The following is a 17,019-nucleotide window of genomic DNA, read 5'->3' on the forward strand; positions in this document are numbered from 1 at the left end:
ACCCATGACCTACCGCGTCTGCTTCGTCTGCACCGGCAACATCTGCCGCTCCCCGATGGCCGAGCACGTCTTCCGCGCGCGCGTGGAGGAGGCCGGCCTCGGCGGAGCGGTCGAAGTGGACAGCGCGGGAACCGGCGGATGGCACGAGGGCGACGGGGCGGATCCCCGCACCGTCGCCGTCCTGGAGGAGCACGGCTACGCCTCCGCCCACACCGCCCGGCAGTTCCGCGCCTCCTGGTTTCCCGCCCTCGATCTGGTGATCGCGCTCGACGAGGGCCACGTCCGGGAGCTCCGCCGCCTCGCCCGTACCCCCGACGAGGCGGCGAAGATCCGGCTGCTCCGCTCGTACGACCCCGCCGCCGGGGACGCGCTCGACGTCCCCGACCCCTACTACGGCGGACGCGAGGGCTTCGAGAAATGCCTGAAGATGGCCGAGGCCGCGAGCGAGGGACTCCTCGACGCGGTCAGAGCCGGACTCCGGGCCGGCACATCGGGGGACGAGATCAAGGAAAGGACCCCGTAAGACCGTGAGCCCTCAGGAACAGAGCCACCCCGAGGGGGGTCCCGGCGACGGGACCCTCGCCGTGCGGGCCGGACTGCCCGAGCCCGTGAAGCACGAACCGACCCTGCCGGGGCCGGTCTTCGCCGCCCACTTCCACCTGCCGGGCGAGCCCAGCGGGCCGTACACCTACGGCCGTGACGAGAACCCGACCTGGACCCATCTGGAACGGGCCGTCAGCACCCTGGAGGCGCCCGGCGACACCGGGGTCGAGACCGTGGTCTTCGCCTCCGGGATGGCCGCGATCTCCGCCGTGCTCCTCTCGCAGCTCTCCGCCGGCGACGCCGTCGTCATGCCGACCGACGGCTACCAGGCCCTGCCGCTCCTCCACGAACAGCTGCGCGCCTACGGGATCGAGGTGCGCACCGCCCCGACCGGCGGGGACGCCCAGCTCGACGTGCTCGACGGCGCCAAGCTGCTGTGGATCGAGACCCCGTCCAACCCCGGCCTCGACGTCTGCGACATCCGCCGGCTGGTCCGCGAGGCGCACGCCGGCGGGGCGCTCGTCGCCGTCGACAACACCCTCGCCACCCCGCTCGGCCAGCGGCCGCTGGAGCTCGGCGCGGACTTCTCGGTGGCCAGCGACACCAAGGGCATGACCGGCCACGGCGACGTGCTGCTCGGCCACGTCAGCTGCCGCGACCCGCGACGGGCCGCGGAGGTCCGGCGCTGGCGCAAGATCGTCGGCGCGATCCCCGGCCCCATGGAGGCATGGCTCGCCCACCGCTCGCTGGCCACCCTCCAGCTGCGGATCGACCGCCAGTGCGCCACCGCCCTGGAGCTCGCCCGGGTCCTCGCCGACCACCCCGACGTGACCGGGCTGCGCCACCCCGGGCTTCCGGACGACCCCTCGCACACGATCGCCTCGCGGCAGATGCGCCGCTTCGGCTCGGTGATCTCCTTCGAGCTCGCCGACCGCGGCCGGGCCGAACGCTTCCTCGACGAACTGCGCCTGGTCGACGACGCCACCAGCTTCGGCGGGGTGCGCTCCTCCGCGGAACGGCGCGGGCGCTGGGGCGGGGACGCCGTCCCGGAGGGCTTCGTCCGCTTCTCGGTCGGCGCGGAGGATCCGGAGGACCTGATCGCCGACGTGCTGCGGGCCCTCGACGCGTCGCGGAAGGCGGCCGTCTAGCGGACCCGGGCCGGGGGACCCGGCCCCGGCCCGCCGCACCTGTGCGTCACGTGCGACGGGCCGGTTCCGGACCGGGGGAGATCGATGAGTTTCAGCCCGGCGGGAACGGGCCATTTTCTTCCCATGACCGAACGGCCCGTGGTCAAGCGCACCGCACGCGCCATCCTGCTCGACGGAAACGACCTCATCCTCATCAAGCGCACCAAACCGGGGATGGATCCCTACTGGGTGACGCCCGGTGGCGGCGTCGAGCCCTCCGACTCCACCGTCGTCGAGGCCCTGCACCGCGAGGTGCACGAGGAACTCGGCGCCAAGATCGTCGATGTGGTCCCCTGTTTCGTCGACACCGTCGAGCACATCGTCGACGGCGGGGTCTCCGGCGTGAAGGTCCAGCACTTCTTCGTCTGCCGGCTGGAGTCGATGGACCCGGGGCTGCGCCACGGCCCGGAGATGGACGAACCGATCGGCGAGTACGAGATCGTGAGGGTGCCCTTCAACCGCGTCGGGATCGCCGCCGTCCATCTGGTGCCGCTCTCACTGCGCCACTACCTCGACGGCAACATCGAGGGCGTCCGCGCCATGCACGCTCCCGACCTCGGCTGACCCGGCCCCCACCACGGCGAGTTCCGCCAGGAAGTCGTGGCGGATCCGCTCGTGGGGGACACCCGAGCCGCGGAGCACGTCGACGCCCTGCCGGACCATGCCGAGCGGTCCCGAGAGGTAGGCGTCGCGCTCCGTCCAGGGGCCTGCCTCGCGGACCGCCTCCGGCAGCGGGCCCTGCGCCTCGGTGACGGCGTGGACGGCCAGCCACGGAAAGGTCTTCTGGAGCCGCAGCAGGGTGTCCATGTCGTAGAGGTCGTGGCCGCTGCGGGCGCCGTAGAAGACGTCGACCTGCCGACGGTCGCCGTGTTCGGCGACGTCCTCCACCAGCGCCTTGATCGGGGCGATGCCCGTACCGCCGCCCAGGCAGAGCAGCCCGGTGTCGGCGGCGTGGTCGACCGTCATGGAACCGGCCGGCGGTCCGAGCCGGAGGACGTCCCCGGGCCGGGCCCGGTGGACCAGCGCCTGGGAGACCCAGCCGGCCGGGACGGCCTTCACGTGGAGGGTGAGCAGTCCGTCGGGACGGGGCGCCGAGGCGAAGGAGTAGTGCCGCCAGACGCGCGGCCACCAAGGAGTCTCCAGAGTCGTGAACTGCCCGGCGAGGAAGGGATAGGGAGCGTCGGGCCGGAGCGTGAGGACGGCGATGTCGGAGGTCCGCAGATCGTGCGAGACCACCTCCGCCTGCCACCAGGCGGGGGCCTTCGCCTCGTCCTGGGCGGCCGCGTCGATCATGATCTGCGAGATCGTCGTGTACGCCCGCACCCAGGCCCCCTCGGTCTCCGCGTCCCAGCTCCGCTCCGCGTACCGGGTGAGCGCGCCGATCAGGGCCTCGCCGACCGCCGGGTAGTGGGCCGGCTGGACGCCGTACTTCCGGTGGCCCCGGCCGAGATGGCCCAGGTACTCGCCGAGGAAGGCACTGTCGTCCATCCGCTCTGCGACCGTGAGCAGCGCCTTGAGCAGGCGGTCCCGCTGGGTGTCCATCGCGGCGGGGAACAGCTCCCGCAGGTCCGGGGTCCGGACGAAGAGCAGCGCGTAGAAGTACGACGTCACCTTGTCGGCGACCGGGGCGATCTCCTCCAGGGTGCGGCGGACGAGCACCGCATCGGGGGAGGGCTCTGATATTCGGGCCCCCGTCCCGCCCGTCGTGCTGGTCGGACCATCCATCATGTGCCTCGCCTCACGCAGCCGGCTTCCGTGCTCGCAGCATGGAGGCTGCCCGCCGGGCTCCGGGCGGAAAGCGGCGTTCTCGGGCCAAAGGACCGGGTTGCGGACTAGGCTCCACTCTTTCGGCGCGGGCCTGCGTTTCACGTGAAACATCAGCCGGAAAATCCCTGGACGAATGATCACCGCGTCGGAGAACCTGGCCCTCATGCCGATCTCCCCCGCCGCCCTCGCTCAGCTCCCCGTCCGGCGCCTCGACTCCACCGACCTCCTGGCCTGCGCCGACCTCTCCGAGAACCGCGGCTGGCTTCGCGAGGAACACAAGTGGGGCCTGCTGCTCACCGCGGGCACCGGGTACGGCATCGACGACCCGGACGGCGACGGGCTGCTCGCCTGCTGCGTGGTCACCTCCTACGGCCCCGGACTCGCGGCCATCGGCATGGTCCTCGTCGCCGAGCGCTACGCCCGGCAGGGCGTGGGACGCCGGCTGATGCGATACGTCCTGGAAGAGGCCGGCGAGACCCCGCTGACCCTCTACGCCACGGCGAACGGGCAGCCGCTCTACGAAGGGCTCGGCTTCACCGAGATCGGCCGCGCCGAGATGGTGAAGGGCCGCTTCACCGCCACCGTGCCCGCACCGCCGGTCACGGTCCGCGCGGCCACCGCCGAGGACCTCCAGGAGGTCCTCCGCCTCGACCAGGAGATCTTCGGGCTCGACCGCACCCCGCTCATCACCCGGCTCCCGGCCTTCGCCGACCACCTGCGCGTCGCCGTCGACGGCGACGCGATCACCGGCTTCGCCGCCGCCTGGCCCAACATGGACACCCATGTCATCGGACCGCTGATCGCCCGCGACACCGCCACCGCCCAGGCGCTGGTGGCCTCGCTGGCGGCCGCCACGGACCGTCCGCTCCGCACCGACGTCGACGTCCGCCACACCGGACTGCTGAGCTGGCTCAAGGAGAACGGCCTGGACCTGATCATCACCAACGCGATGATGATCCGCTCCCTCCCGGACCTGCCCGGCGACGCCGACCGGCGCTTCGCCCCGCTGACCGTCGCGGCGGGCTGACACCCCGGAACGGAGCCTCGGGGAATCCCCGGAGACGAGAGCCCGCGATACTTGCACACGCGCACTATTGCGTTCCATCGTCTACCCTGGATCCCGAGCAGCTCACCGCCGAGGAGAGGGACGAGGAGAGACCATGACCGCGACGGATCCCGCCCTCACCGGACTCGCACAGCGCTGGTGCGCCCTCTCCCTGCTGCACGGCCGGATCGAGTCCCACATCGAGCGCGCCCTGGAGACCGGCCACGGCCTGAGCGCCCGCGAGTACTCGCTCCTCGACGTCCTCAGCCGTCAGCACGACGGCCCGGGCGGACACCTCCAGATGAAGCAGGTCGCCGACGCCGTGGTGCTCAGCCAGAGCGCCACCACCCGTCTGGTCACGCGCCTGGAGGACCGGGGCCTGCTCACCCGCTACCTCTGCGCGACCGACCGGCGCGGCATCTACACCGATGTCACCGAAGCCGGCCAGAAGCTCCTGGCGGAGGCCCGCCCCACCAACGACCGCGCCCTGCGCGAGGCCCTGGACGAGGCCGGGAAGAACCCCGAGCTGGCCCCCCTGGTGCAGGTGCTCGAAGGCGAGACCGTCACCGTCTGACGGCCGGTCCGCGCCGTACGCTGCGGGCATGAGCGATCTTGAGATCCGTCCCGCCGCCGTCGAGGACGTGCCCGCGATCGTCGCGATGCTCGCCGACGACCCCCTCGGTGCCCAACGGGAGTCCCCGGACGACCCTAGGCCGTACCTCGCCGCCTTCGCCCGGCTCGCGGACGACCCGAACCAGCACCTCGTCGTCGCCACGCGCGCAGGACAGGTGGTCGGCACCCTCCAGCTGACGATCGTCCCCGGACTCTCCCGGCGCGGCGCCACCCGCTCGATCATCGAGGGGGTGCGGATCCATTCCGGCGAACGCGGCAGCGGTCTGGGAACCCGGCTCATCGAATGGGCCGTGGAAGAGTCCCGGCGCCTGGAGTGCGCCCTGGTCCAGCTCACCTCCGACGCCACCCGCACCGACGCCCACCGCTTCTACGAGCGGCTCGGCTTCGAGGCCAGTCACGTGGGGTTCAAGCGGGCCCTCTGACGCTTCCGCCGTGTGAGGGGCTCTGTTTCACGTGAAACAGAGCCCCTCACACTTCCGGACTCAGCAGGTCACAGCCCGCGCCAGCCCTTCTCGTCCACACCGCCCGGAACCGCGTCCCCGGGCTCGTACGGCTCCCGGGTGAAGACGAAGGAGCCGAGGTCGAGGTGGCTCACACTGCCGTCGGGACGGCGCACCACACGCAGCGTCTCCCCCGCGTAGTAACCGTCCAGACCGATCCAGCCGCCCTCCGGCAGCGCCCGGAAGCGGGCACGGCGGCCTGCTCCCCGCAGCGGCTCCAGGACCACCCCGCGCTCCGCACCGAGCCGCAGCCCGAAGGCGTACGTCCCCCAGTACCAGGGGCCGGTCAGCGCCAGGAGCTCCTGGTCCACTTCGGACGCGGGCAGCGGCCGCCACGGCTCGGGGAACCGCGGCTCGGCCTCGGCCACGATCCGTACGAGGTCGGTGGCCACGACCCCGGTCAGCGGGCCGCTCGTCGCGTTGGCGAGGGCCACACCGACCAGGCCCTCCTCGACGTCCACCCAGAGTCCGGCGACGAAGCCGGGCAGCGAGCCGCCGTGACCGATGAGCGTGCCGCCCTCCTTGTGCGCCACCTGAAGGCCGAAGCCGTACCCCATCAGCGGGTCACCGACGGCGGGCGGGCCGACCGGCACCCGCATCTCGGCGACGGAGGAGGCGCTCAGCACACGGTCGTCCCCCTCCACGAGAAAGGCACCGAAGCGGCAGAGGTCGGCGGCGGTCGACCACAGCCGGCCGGCCGCGCCCATCACGCCCAGGTCCTCCGCGGGCTCGGGGAGCATCACGTCGGCCCAGGGGTGCACCGCCCAGCCTCCGGCGTGCGGGGCGACCGGCTCCCCCGTCGTCCGGTCCAAGCCCAGCGGCTCCAGCACCTCGGTGCGCAGCGCCTCCTCCCAGGAGACCCCGCGCACCGCCTCGACCAGCGAGCCGAGGAGGGTGTAACCCGGGTTGGAGTAGTGGAAGCTGCGGCCCGCCGGATGGAGGGCGGGCGTCTCCCCCAGGACGTCGGCGAGTTCGGGCCGCGTCGCTCCGGGCGTCCGCTCCCACCAGGGCGAGGGGGTCTCCGCCGCGAGCCCTGCGGTGTGGCCGAGCAGCTGGGCGACGGTGACCTCGCCGACCCCCGTACCGGGCAGGTGCTTCTCCAGCGGGTCGTCGAGGCCGAGCAGCCCCTCGTCCCGGAGCCGCAGGACGAGGACGGCGGTGAACACCTTGGTGATCGAACCGATCCGGTACTGCGTGTCGGCGTCCGGGGCGTGCCCGTCGACACAGCTGCGGGAACCGCTCCAGACCATCGCTCCTCCGCGGGCCACGGCACCCACGAACGAGGGCGCGCGGCCCTCGCTCTGGGCGCGGGCCACGCGGTGCAGCAGGGAACGCTCGGTGGTGGGCAACAGGGGCTCGAAGGCTGAGGTCATGCGACTGATCATGCCTCGGCTCCTCACCCCGGCACGATCAGGTTTGTGCCATGTCCACGAAGCGCGAGTAGTGGCCCTGGAAGGCGACGGTGATGGTGGCCGTCGGGCCGTTACGGTGCTTGCCGACGATGATGTCGGCCTCCCCGGCCCGCGGGGACTCCTTCTCGTAGGCGTCCTCGCGGTGGAGCAGGATGACCATGTCGGCGTCCTGCTCGATGGAGCCGGACTCACGGAGGTCGGAGACCATCGGCTTCTTGTCGGTGCGCTGCTCGGGGCCACGGTTCAGCTGGGAGAGCGCGATCACGGGGAGTTCCAGCTCCTTGGCGAGGAGCTTGAGGTTTCGCGACATGTCGGAGACCTCCTGCTGGCGGCTCTCCTGCCGCTTGGACCCGCCGGACTGCATCAGCTGGAGGTAGTCGATGATGACGAGCTTCAGGCCGTTGCGCTGCTTGAGCCGGCGGCACTTGGCGCGGATCTCCATCATCGACAGGTTCGGGGAGTCGTCGATGTAGAGCGGGGCCTGGGAGACGTCCGGCATGCGGCGGGCGAGCCGGGTCCAGTCCTCGTCGGTCATCGTGCCGGAACGCATGTGGTGCAGGGCGACCCGGGCCTCCGCCGACAGCAGGCGCATCGCGATCTCGTTGCGGCCCATCTCGAGGGAGAAGATGACGCTGGGCAGGTTGTTCTTGATCGACGCGGCCCGGGCGAAGTCCAGGGCGAGGGTGGACTTACCCATGGCGGGACGGGCCGCGATGATGATCATCTGGCCGGGGTGGAGTCCGTTGGTGAGCGAGTCGAGGTCGCTGAAGCCGGTGGGCACACCGGTCATCTCGCCGCTGCGGGAGCCGATCGCCTCGATCTCGTCGAGCGCGCCCTCCATGATGTCGCCGAGCGGCAGGTAGTCCTCGGTGGTCCGCTGCTCGGTGACCTTGTAGATCTCCGCCTGGGCCGAGTTCACGATCTCGTCGACGTCGCCGTCCGCCGCGTAGCCCATCTGCGTGATCTTGGTTCCGGCCTCCACGAGCCGCCGCAGCACCGCCCGCTCGTGGACGATCTCCGCGTAGTACGAGGCGTTCGCCGCGGTCGGCACCGACTGGACGAGGGTGTGCAGGTAGGAGGCTCCGCCGACGCGGTTGATCTCGCCGCGCTTGGTGAGCTCGGCGCCGACGGTGATGGGGTCGGCGGGCTCGCCCTTGGCGTAGAGGTCGAGGATCGCGCCGAAGACGGTCTCGTGCGCGGGCTTGTAGAAGTCGTGGCCCTTGATGATCTCCACGACGTCGGCGATGGCGTCCTTGGAGAGGAGCATGCCGCCGAGCACGGACTGCTCGGCGTCGAGGTCCTGCGGAGGAACCCGCTCGAAGCCGGAGAGGCCGCCGTCCCATGGACCTTCGCTGCCGCGCTCGTGCTGCTCGTCGCGACCCCGCCCGCGCCCGCGGCCCTCGCCACGACCTTCGCCGCGGCCCTCGCCCCGGGTGCGGACGGGCAGCCGGTCGCTCGGTCCGCCGTCGGCCCAGGGGTCGTCCATGGGCTCGGGAACGCTCACCCGCCACCTCTTCCCGTCCGCTCCGCGGACCTCGCCGCGCCACTCCTTCTTACGCCACGGCCTTGATCAAAGAGTGGCTTTGCGTCCGCTTCTGGCGCGTCGGGCGCCGGACCACGGTAGGCCCGCGAGGGGCATGAGCCAATCTGGTTATCCACAGGCTCTGTGGGTGAAGGCCCAGATGCTGTGGATAAGCCGCCAGATCCTGTGCACGGACCGGGGGACAGCCATGTGGACAAACTCATAACCCCCTCCAGCCCAGGGCTCTGACCTGCGCTTTTTCCATCCACGGGCTGTGGGGGAGAAAAACTTTTCCCCCGGGACCACGATCAGAACAAACAGCCCACACCCGAAGCCTCGATCCCCTCGCAAGTAAGGATCACTTGTGCATTGCATCACTTACCTGTGGACGATTAGATTGGCCACATGACCCAGGTCCCCACGAGCTCCAAGGCCGCACTGCGCCGGCACGACCGCGAGATCCTCTCCCTCGCCCTGCCGGCCTTCGGCGCCCTCGTCGCCGAACCGCTCTTCCTCATGGTGGACAGTGCCATCGTGGGGCACCTCGGCACCCCCCAGCTCGCGGGGCTCGCCATCGCCGGAGCCCTGCTCTCCACCGCGGTCAGCGTCTTCGTCTTCCTCGCCTACGCCACCACGGCCGCCGTCGCCCGGCGGGTCGGCTCGGGCGATCTGCCCGCCGCCCTCCGGCAGGGCATCGACGGCATATGGCTGGCCCTCCTCCTGGGCATCGCCGTCGTCGCGGTCACCCTGCCCACGGCCCCCTGGCTGGTCGAGGCCTTCGGCGCCTCCGACACCGCAGCCCCTTACGCCACCACGTATCTGCGGGTCTCCCTCCTGGGCATCCCCGCGATGCTGATCGTCCTGGCCGCCACCGGCGTCCTGCGCGGCCTCCAGGACACCCGTACCCCGCTCTACGTGGCCGTCGGCGGCTTCGCGGTCAACGGTGCCCTCAACGTCGGCCTGGTCTACGGCGCCGGGCTCGGCATCGCGGGCTCCGCCTGGGGCACCGTGATCGCCCAGTGCGGCATGGCCGCCGCGTACCTCGTCGTGGTCGTCCGGGGCGCCCGACGCCACGGAGCCTCGCTCCGGCCCGACGCGGCCGGCATCCGGGCGAGCGCCCAGGCAGGCGTCCCGCTCCTGGTCCGCACGCTCTCGCTGCGCGCCGTCCTGATGATCGCCACCGCCGTCGCCGCCCGACTGGGCGACACCGAGGTCGCGGCCCACCAGATCATCCTCTCCCTGTGGAGTCTGATGGCCTTCGCGCTGGATGCCATCGCCATCGCCGGCCAGGCCATCATCGGCCGCTACCTGGGCGCGGGCGACGCCGAGGGCGCCCGCCAGGTCTGCCGCCGCATGGTCCAGTGGGGCGTGGTCTCCGGGGTGGCCCTCGGGCTGCTGCTCGTCCTGGCCCGTCCCCTCTTCATCCCGCTCTTCACCGGCGATCCCGCCGTCCAGTCCACCCTGCTGCCGGCCCTGCTCGTCGTGGCGGTCTCCCAGCCGGTCTCCGGGGTCGTCTTCGTCCTCGACGGCGTCCTGATGGGCGCGGGCGACGGCCCCTACCTCGCCTGGGCGATGCTCCTCACCCTGGCGGTCTTCGCGCCCGTCGCGCTGCTCGTGCCGGTGCTCGGCGGCGGGCTGACCGCCCTGTGGTGGGCGATGACGCTGATGATGGCGGTCCGGATGGGCACGCTCTGGTTCCGGATGCGCTCCGGCCGCTGGATCGTCACGGGCGCCGCCCGCTGAGCGTGTGCGGTGTTCCACGTGAAACACCGCATACGGACCCAAGCGAACGTTCCACGTGAAACGGCGGAAGGGCCGCCCCCGTGAGGGGAGCGGCCCTTCCTTCTGCGTGGGCGCAGAACTGCTGAGAGCAGCGTTACGCGGCAACGACCTCGATGCCGAGCTTCGCGGCGACCTCGGGGTGCAGACGCACGAGCACCTGGTGCGAGCCCAGGGTCTTGATCGGCGAACCGAGCTCGACGCGACGCTTGTCGACCTCGGGACCACCGGCGGACTTGATCGCCGTGGCGACGTCGGCCGGGGTCACGGAGCCGAAGAGACGGCCGGCGTCGCCGGAGCGAACGGCCAGGCGCACCTTCGTGCCCTCGAGCTTGGCCTTGACCTCGTTGGCCTGCTCGATGGTCGCGATCTCGTGGATCTTGCGGGCGCGGCGGATCTGCGCCACGTCCTTCTCGCCACCCTTGGTCCAGCGGATCGCGAAACCACGCGGGACCAGGTAGTTGCGAGCGTAGCCGTCCTTGACCTCGACGACGTCGCCGGCCGCACCGAGGCCGGAGACTTCCTGGGTGAGGATGATCTTCATTTTTCGGTCACCCTTCCCTTATCGCGCGGTGGACGTGTAGGGCAGCAGCGCCATCTCACGGCTGTTCTTGACGGCCGTGGCGACGTCACGCTGGTGCTGCGTGCAGTTGCCGGTCACGCGGCGGGCACGGATCTTGCCGCGGTCGGAAATGAACTTCCGCAGCATGTTCGTGTCCTTGTAGTCCACGTACGCGGTCTTGTCCTTGCAGAACGCGCAGACCTTCTTCTTAGGCTTGCGCACAGGCGGCTTCGCCATGGTGTTTCTCCTGTGTGATCAAGAAGTGTGGGGTACGAGCCACTTCCGGGGCCTCTTCCGGAAAGCCGGAAGGGGATCCCTAGAAGGGGGGCTCGTCCGAGTAGCCGCCGCCGGAGTTGCCACCCCAGCCGCCACCGCCGCCGCCACCGGCCTGCTGGCCGCCGCCGGAGGAGGAGCCGCCAGAGGCCCAGGGGTCGTCGGAGGAAGCTCCGCCGCCGCCCTGCTGGCCGCCGCCGGAGTTGCCACCCCAGCCGCCGCCGCCCTGCTGGCCGCCACCGCCGCCGCCGAAACCGCCGCCGCCACCCTGACCACCGCGGCCGGTGGTCTTGGTGACCTTGGCCGTGGCGTTGCGCAGGCTGGGACCGACTTCTTCGACGTCCAGCTCGAAGACCGTGCGCTTGACGCCCTGGTTGTCCTCGTAGGACCGCTGCTTGAGCCGGCCCTGCACGACGACGCGCATGCCGCGCTGAAGGGACTCGGCGACGTTCTCCGCCGCCTGACGCCAGACCGAGCAGGTCAGGAAGAGGCTCTCGCCGTCCTTCCACTCGTTGGTCTGACGGTCGAAGGTGCGGGGAGTGGACGCGACGCGGAACTTCGCGACCGCCGCACCGGACGGGGTGAAGCGCAGCTCGGGGTCGTCGACGAGATTGCCGACGACCGTGATGACGGTCTCGCCTGCCATGGGTGAACCTCTCGGCGGGATTGCTTCTGGCTGCTTGCTGCTACTCGGACCCGATTACCTCTGAGCGGAAGCTCAGTGGGTCTCGGGGCGGAGGACCTTGGTCCGGAGGACCGACTCGTTCAGGTTCATCTGGCGGTCGAGCTCCTTGACGACCGCAGGCTCGGCCTGCAGGTCGATGACCGAGTAGATGCCCTCGGGCTTCTTCTTGATCTCGTAGGCGAGACGACGACGGCCCCAGGTGTCGACCTTCTCGACCTTTCCGTTGCCCTCACGGACGACGGAGAGGAAGTTCTCGATCAGCGGGGAGACAGCGCGCTCCTCGAGATCGGGGTCGAGGATGACCATCACCTCGTAGTGACGCATGTGGAACCCACCTCCTTTGGACTCAGCGGCCACGGTCGTTCCGTGGCAGGAGGGTCGTGATGCGTGAGCGACGGTATCGGCCACCACTGACAACGAGCCCCGACGGGCGGGGTGTGTCGACGGCCCCCAGGAATCAGGTCCTGGCATAACCAGGGCAGACACCGGCGCAGACCGTACAGAGTACCCGCACAACGCCTTGCGGTTGAAATCCGGTGGGGAGGGGACGCAATCTGTACACATCGGACGTCGGCGGCGCTAGGATGCGCCGCCCTCCGCACGGCACGCCAGGAGGTGCCCCATGGCACAGGCAATGCGACCCGACCCCGGCCACTCCCTCTTCGCGACGGACGGCAAGCCGCACCCCCTCCAGGACACCCTGCTCGCGGTGACCCTGGTGCTCGGCATCCTGTCCTTCGTCACGGCGCAGTTCCACAGCCTGCACCTGCTCAGCTCCTGGTCGGGCCTGATCGGCATCCTGACCGGGGCCTACGGACAGTTCATCTCCGTCACCACCCGCGAACGCTTCTTCCTGATCATCGGCCTCGGCGCCTCGGCCGTCGGCTTCTACCTCGGCATGGCCCACGGAGGGCTCTTCACCGGCGTGATCAACTGACACCGGGCACGTCAGGGCCCACGCGGCCCTCCGGGGCGCTCCTCGGTCGCAGTAGGCTTCGGCGCGAGAGCCGGAGCCCCTGACCGATGGGGACACACCTGCCGAGGAGCGCCCCGCATGAGCCTGACCCTGAGGACCATCAGCCGAGAGCAGCATCTGGCGTACATCCAGACCCTGCCCGGCGCGAGCCACTGCCAGGTCCCGGCGTGGGCGGACGTGAAGACCGAGTGGCGCTCGGAGAACCTCGGCTGGTTCGACAAGAGCGGCGAGCTCGTCGGCGTCGGTCTGGTGCTCTACCGCCAGCTCCCCAAGCTCAAGCGCTACCTGGCCTACCTCCCCGAGGGCCCGGTCATCAACTGGCACGCCCCCAACCTCGACGAGTGGCTCCAGCCGATGCTGGCCCACCTCAAGCAGCAGGGCGCCTTCTCCGTGAAGATGGGCCCGCCGGTCGTCATCCGCCGCTGGGACGCGGCCGCGATCAAGTCCGGCATCCAGGACCCGGACGTGAAGCGCCTCAAGGACGTCCAGGCCACCGAGGTCGTGCCGCAGGCCTTCGAGGTCGCCGACCGGCTGCGGCGGATGGGCTGGCAGCAGGCCGAGGACGGCGGCGCCGGCTTCGGCGACGTCCAGCCCCGCTACGTCTTCCAGGTCCCGCTGGCCAACCGCTCCCTCGACGACGTCCTCAAGGGCTTCAACCAGCTGTGGCGCCGCAACATCAAGAAGGCCGAGAAGGCCGGCGTCGAGGTCGTCCAGGGCGGCTACGAGGACCTCGCCGAGTGGCAGCGCCTGTACGAGATCACCGCCGTCCGCGACAAGTTCCGGCCGCGCCCGCTCTCGTACTTCCAGCGCATGTGGACCGTCCTCAACAACGAGGACCCCAACCGGATGCGGCTCTACTTCGCCCGCCACAACGGCGTGAACCTCTCCGCGGCGACCATGCTCGTCGTCGGCGGGCACGTCTGGTACTCGTACGGCGCCTCCGACAACATCGGCCGCGAGGTCCGGCCCTCCAACGCCATGCAGTGGCGGATGCTGCGCGACGCGTACGCGATGGGCGCGACCGTCTACGACCTGCGCGGCATCTCCGACTCGCTCGACGAGACGGATCACCTCTTCGGCCTCATCCAGTTCAAGGTCGGCACCGGCGGCGAGGCCGTCGAGTACGTCGGCGAGTGGGACTTCCCGCTGAACAAGCTCCTGCACAAGGCGCTCGACATCTACATGTCGCGTCGCTGACGCTCCGCGCGGGGCTTGCGTAACCTCGTAGTTCCACGAGTCTCGTACACACCTGCGAAACCCCCCACCGCAGCCATCAGAAAGGTTCCGGGCCGGCCATGGCGCTCTCCCTCTACGTCGACACCGCTCGCTGGCGGGCGCACCAGAAGACCGTGATCGACCAGTTCCCCGGTCTGATCCCGGTCTGCAAGGGCAACGGCTACGGCTTCGGCCACGAACGGCTCGCCGAGGAGGCGGCCCGCTTCGGCGCCGACATGCTCGCGGTGGGGACCACGTACGAGGCCGCGAGGATCAAGGACTGGTTCGGCGGCGACCTGCTGGTCCTCACCCCGTTCCGGCGGGGCGAGGAGCCGGTGCCGCTGCCCGACCGGGTCGTCCGCTCCGTCTCCTCCGTGGACGGCGTGCACGCCCTGGTCGGCGCCCGCGTCGTCATCGAGGTGATGAGCTCGATGAAGCGGCACGGCGTCCGCGAGGAGGAGCTCGGGCTGCTGGCGTCCGCGATCGAGGACGTGCGCCTGGAGGGCTTCGCCCTGCACCTGCCGCTGGACCGCCCGGACGGCACGGACGCCGTCGAGGAGGTCATCGCCTGGATGGACCGGCTCCGCGCCGCCCGGCTGCCGCTGCACACCATGTTCGTGAGCCACCTGCGGGCCGAGGAACAGGCCCGGCTCCAGCAGCAGTTCCCGCAGACCCGCTTCCGCGCCCGGATCGGCACCCGGCTCTGGCTGGGCGACCACGAGGCCACCGAGTACCGCGGTTCGGTCCTGGACGTCACCCGGGTCGCCAAGGGCGACCGCTTCGGCTACCGCCAGCAGAAGGCCGCCTCGGACGGCTGGCTGGTCGTCGTCGCCGGCGGCACCTCGCACGGCGTGGGCCTGGAGGCGCCGAAGGCGATGCACGGCGTGATGCCGCGCGCCAAGGGCGTGGCCCGGGCCGGTCTGGCCACGGTCAACAGGAACCTGTCGCCGTTCGTCTGGGCGGGCAAGCAGCGCTGGTTCGCCGAGCCGCCGCACATGCAGGTGTCGATCCTCTTCGTGCCGGCCGACGCCCAGGAGCCGCAGGTCGGCGACGAGCTGGTGGCGCACCTGCGGCACACCACGACGCAGTTCGACCGGCTCGTCGAGCGCTGAGCCGGCCGCAGCGCCGTCGGGACGTCACCCCCGGGAGCCCTCGGCCCCGGGGGTTCCCCATGTCACGAGGAGTTCCTGCTCGCCGTTCTCGGGCGCGGGGGCCGCGTGCCGGGCCGGCCGGGCCGCCCTGCCCACCACGAAGACGTCCCGCGCGCCGTCCAGGACGCCGCCCGAGGGGTCGTCGGAGCCGTCCTTGCGGACCGGGTCCTTCTCGGGCGCCAGGATGTCCCGTACGACCACGGCGCACAGGTACAGCGTGCCCAGCAGGTGCAGCACGATCGCGAAGTGGTAGCCGTCCAGCGGCAGTCCCTGCTTGCTGCCGCTGCCGGTGAACGCGAGGTACATCCAGATCCCGAGGTAGTACAGGACCTCGCAGGACTGCCAGATCAGGAAGTCGCGCCAGCGCGGCCGGGCGAGCGCGGCGAGCGGCACCAGCCACAGCACGTACTGCGGCGAGTAGACCTTGTTGGTGAGCACGAACGCGGCGACCATCAGGAACGCCAGCTGGGCCAGCCGGGGGCGGCGGGGCGCGGTGAAGGCCAGCCAGGCGAGCCCGCCCGCGGCCAGGAGCAGGAGCAGCAGCGCGTACAGGTTGGCCCGCTCGGGCGGGATGGTCTGTCCGCCCCGCTGGCTGACGAGCAGCCAGACCGAGCCGAAGTCCACGTTCCGGTGGCGGCTGAAGAGGTAGAACTGCTTCCAGCCCTCGGGCGCGAGGAGCATCACCGGCAGGTTCACCACGAGCCAGGAGCCCGCCGCGCCGAGCAGCGCGCTGCCGAAGGCGCGCATCCTCCCGGCCCGCAGGCAGAGCAGCAGCAGCGGCCACAGGATCAGTACCGGGTAGAACTTGGCGGCGACGGCGAGGCCGAGCAGGATGCCGGCGGCGAGCGGCCGGGAGCGGGACCACATCAGGATCGCGGCGGCGGTCAGGGACACGGCCAGCAGGTCCCAGTTGATGGTGGCGGTGAGGGCCACGGAGGGCGCCAGGGCGACCAGCAGGCCGTCCCAGGGCCGCCGGCGGTGCGTGCGGGCCACGCAGACGGCCAGGACGGCCGCGCAGGCCATCAGCAGCCCCGCGTTGACCAGCCAGTACGCCTGGCCCTGCTCCTGGAGCGAGCCGCCGGGCGTCAGCCAGGCCGCGACCTCCATGAAGAGCCCCGTCAGGACGGGGTACTCCAGGAACGGTATGTCGCCGGCGAGCCGGTCGAAGTAGGGCACCAGCCCCTCGGAGAAACCGCGTCCGGCGAAGAGGTGCGGGATGTCCGAGTAGCAGGCGTGGGTGTACTGGGAGGTGGTGCCGCGGAACCAGGCCCAGTTGTAGCAGGGCAGCTTCTGCACCATGCCGAGGGCGAACATGCCGATGGCCACGAGGGCGATCACCCGCACCGGGGTGAACTGCCCGCCCGCGGGCCCGCTGCCGGGCAGCGCACGGCGGCCGTAGCGCCCGCCGATGAGCTCGCTGCCGGCGGCGGCCACCTCGTCCCGCCGGGTGGGGGCGACGACGGGGGCGGCGGCCGGGAGCGTTCCCCCGCGCGCCCCGTCCGGCGCCGCGGCCCCGTCGTCCGCGGGCCCGTCGAGGGGGCCGCTCGTCTTCTTCAGGCTCGGCATGGGGGACATCCTGCCGTACGCCCCTGGGAATCCGGCCGCGACCGGGGCGGAAACCGGCGCCACGGCGCTCCGTGTTTCACGTGAAACACGAAGGGCCGCCGCGGCCCGCTCCGTACGTGCTGGCCGGGGCGGGGGCGGCGGGGGCACCCGCGGGCCGGAACCCCCCAACGGGGGGCGGGGCCGCGGGCGCCGGGGGGAAAAGT

18 protein-coding genes are annotated in these 17,019 nt (G+C 71.2%); 10 read left to right on the forward strand and 8 right to left on the reverse strand.

Annotated features, from left to right (window positions below; genetic code table 11):
* Window positions 1-4 precede the first annotated feature (4 nt).
* The 3 genes from ACF1ED_RS29585 (at window position 5) to ACF1ED_RS29595 (ending at window position 2,294) form a co-directional block, all read left to right on the forward strand.
* The gene (locus tag ACF1ED_RS29585; RefSeq protein WP_391765581.1) at window positions 5-523 is read left to right on the forward strand and encodes a low molecular weight protein-tyrosine-phosphatase; all 519 of its coding nucleotides are present in this window, start codon (window positions 5-7) and stop codon (window positions 521-523) included.
* 4 nt (window positions 524-527) lie between these two features.
* Window positions 528-1,691, forward strand: a complete 1,164-nt coding sequence (locus ACF1ED_RS29590) for a cystathionine gamma-lyase (RefSeq protein WP_391765583.1) — start codon at window positions 528-530, stop codon at window positions 1,689-1,691.
* Between the two features lie 123 nt (window positions 1,692-1,814).
* Complete coding sequence (locus ACF1ED_RS29595) at window positions 1,815-2,294, forward strand: NUDIX domain-containing protein (RefSeq protein WP_391765585.1); 480 nt, start codon at window positions 1,815-1,817, stop codon at window positions 2,292-2,294.
* Here ACF1ED_RS29595 and ACF1ED_RS29600 read toward each other — a convergent pair.
* Window positions 2,226-3,458 (reverse strand): globin domain-containing protein, encoded by a 1,233-nt coding sequence (locus tag ACF1ED_RS29600; RefSeq protein ID WP_391765587.1) that lies wholly within the window; start codon window positions 3,456-3,458, stop codon window positions 2,226-2,228. The two genes, ACF1ED_RS29595 and ACF1ED_RS29600, sit on opposite strands and share 69 nt — an antisense overlap.
* Before the next feature lie 202 nt (window positions 3,459-3,660).
* On the opposite strand from ACF1ED_RS29600, the gene ACF1ED_RS29605 reads away from it, so the two are divergent.
* The 3 genes from ACF1ED_RS29605 to ACF1ED_RS29615 all read left to right on the forward strand — a co-directional run bounded on the left by ACF1ED_RS29605 (window position 3,661) and on the right by ACF1ED_RS29615 (window position 5,597).
* Window positions 3,661-4,524: a GNAT family N-acetyltransferase gene (locus tag ACF1ED_RS29605; protein WP_391765620.1), complete on the forward strand. Its 864-nt coding sequence runs from the start codon at window positions 3,661-3,663 to the stop codon at window positions 4,522-4,524.
* 133 nt (window positions 4,525-4,657) lie between these two features.
* Entirely contained in the window at window positions 4,658-5,116 is a 459-nt protein-coding gene (locus tag ACF1ED_RS29610; RefSeq protein ID WP_391765589.1) for a MarR family winged helix-turn-helix transcriptional regulator, read from the forward strand.
* Window positions 5,117-5,144: 28 nt separating this feature from the next.
* Entirely contained in the window at window positions 5,145-5,597 is a 453-nt protein-coding gene (locus ACF1ED_RS29615) for a GNAT family N-acetyltransferase (RefSeq protein ID WP_391765591.1), read from the forward strand.
* A 68-nt stretch (window positions 5,598-5,665) separates the two neighbouring features.
* On the opposite strand, the gene ACF1ED_RS29620 is transcribed toward ACF1ED_RS29615, so the two are convergent.
* Both ACF1ED_RS29620 and dnaB read right to left on the reverse strand, forming a co-directional pair.
* A complete protein-coding gene (locus ACF1ED_RS29620; protein WP_391765593.1) occupies window positions 5,666-7,048 on the reverse strand; it encodes a serine hydrolase domain-containing protein in 1,383 nt (460 codons plus the stop codon).
* A gap of 37 nt (window positions 7,049-7,085) precedes the next feature.
* On the reverse strand, window positions 7,086-8,591 hold the full coding sequence (gene dnaB, locus ACF1ED_RS29625; protein ID WP_391765595.1) for a replicative DNA helicase: 1,506 nt from the start codon (window positions 8,589-8,591) through the stop codon (window positions 7,086-7,088).
* Window positions 8,592-9,014: 423 nt separating this feature from the next.
* On the opposite strand from dnaB, the gene ACF1ED_RS29630 reads away from it, so the two are divergent.
* The gene (locus tag ACF1ED_RS29630) at window positions 9,015-10,352 is read left to right on the forward strand and encodes an MATE family efflux transporter (RefSeq protein WP_391765597.1); all 1,338 of its coding nucleotides are present in this window, start codon (window positions 9,015-9,017) and stop codon (window positions 10,350-10,352) included.
* 133 nt (window positions 10,353-10,485) lie between these two features.
* Here ACF1ED_RS29630 and rplI read toward each other — a convergent pair whose 3' ends face one another.
* From rplI to rpsF, 4 genes are all read right to left on the reverse strand, one after another.
* Window positions 10,486-10,932 carry a 50S ribosomal protein L9 gene (gene rplI, locus ACF1ED_RS29635; RefSeq protein WP_030493790.1) on the reverse strand — a complete coding sequence of 149 codons (447 nt, stop codon included), beginning with the start codon at window positions 10,930-10,932 and terminating at the stop codon, window positions 10,486-10,488.
* 18 nt (window positions 10,933-10,950) lie between these two features.
* A complete protein-coding gene (gene rpsR / locus ACF1ED_RS29640; protein ID WP_005315025.1) occupies window positions 10,951-11,187 on the reverse strand; it encodes a 30S ribosomal protein S18 in 237 nt (78 codons plus the stop codon).
* A 79-nt stretch (window positions 11,188-11,266) separates the two neighbouring features.
* Window positions 11,267-11,869 (reverse strand): single-stranded DNA-binding protein, encoded by a 603-nt coding sequence (locus ACF1ED_RS29645; RefSeq protein ID WP_391765599.1) that lies wholly within the window; start codon window positions 11,867-11,869, stop codon window positions 11,267-11,269.
* Between the two features lie 72 nt (window positions 11,870-11,941).
* A complete protein-coding gene (gene rpsF, locus ACF1ED_RS29650; protein WP_004950685.1) occupies window positions 11,942-12,232 on the reverse strand; it encodes a 30S ribosomal protein S6 in 291 nt (96 codons plus the stop codon).
* Between the two features lie 298 nt (window positions 12,233-12,530).
* Between rpsF and ACF1ED_RS29655 the strand changes: the two genes are divergently transcribed.
* From ACF1ED_RS29655 to ACF1ED_RS29665, 3 genes are all read left to right on the forward strand, one after another.
* Complete coding sequence (locus ACF1ED_RS29655; protein WP_391765601.1) at window positions 12,531-12,845, forward strand: hypothetical protein; 315 nt, start codon at window positions 12,531-12,533, stop codon at window positions 12,843-12,845.
* Between the two features lie 117 nt (window positions 12,846-12,962).
* A complete protein-coding gene (locus ACF1ED_RS29660; protein WP_351853456.1) occupies window positions 12,963-14,081 on the forward strand; it encodes a peptidoglycan bridge formation glycyltransferase FemA/FemB family protein in 1,119 nt (372 codons plus the stop codon).
* Between the two features lie 98 nt (window positions 14,082-14,179).
* On the forward strand, window positions 14,180-15,211 hold the full coding sequence (locus tag ACF1ED_RS29665) for an alanine racemase (protein ID WP_351853459.1): 1,032 nt from the start codon (window positions 14,180-14,182) through the stop codon (window positions 15,209-15,211).
* Between the two features lie 24 nt (window positions 15,212-15,235).
* Here ACF1ED_RS29665 and ACF1ED_RS29670 read toward each other — a convergent pair whose 3' ends face one another.
* Entirely contained in the window at window positions 15,236-16,816 is a 1,581-nt protein-coding gene (locus ACF1ED_RS29670) for a glycosyltransferase family 87 protein (RefSeq protein ID WP_391765604.1), read from the reverse strand.
* Between the last annotated feature and the right edge of the window lie 203 nt (window positions 16,817-17,019).

It is taken from the genome of Streptomyces sp. NPDC014656, from assembly GCF_043084305.1.
Classification (GTDB): domain Bacteria; phylum Actinomycetota; class Actinomycetes; order Streptomycetales; family Streptomycetaceae; genus Streptomyces.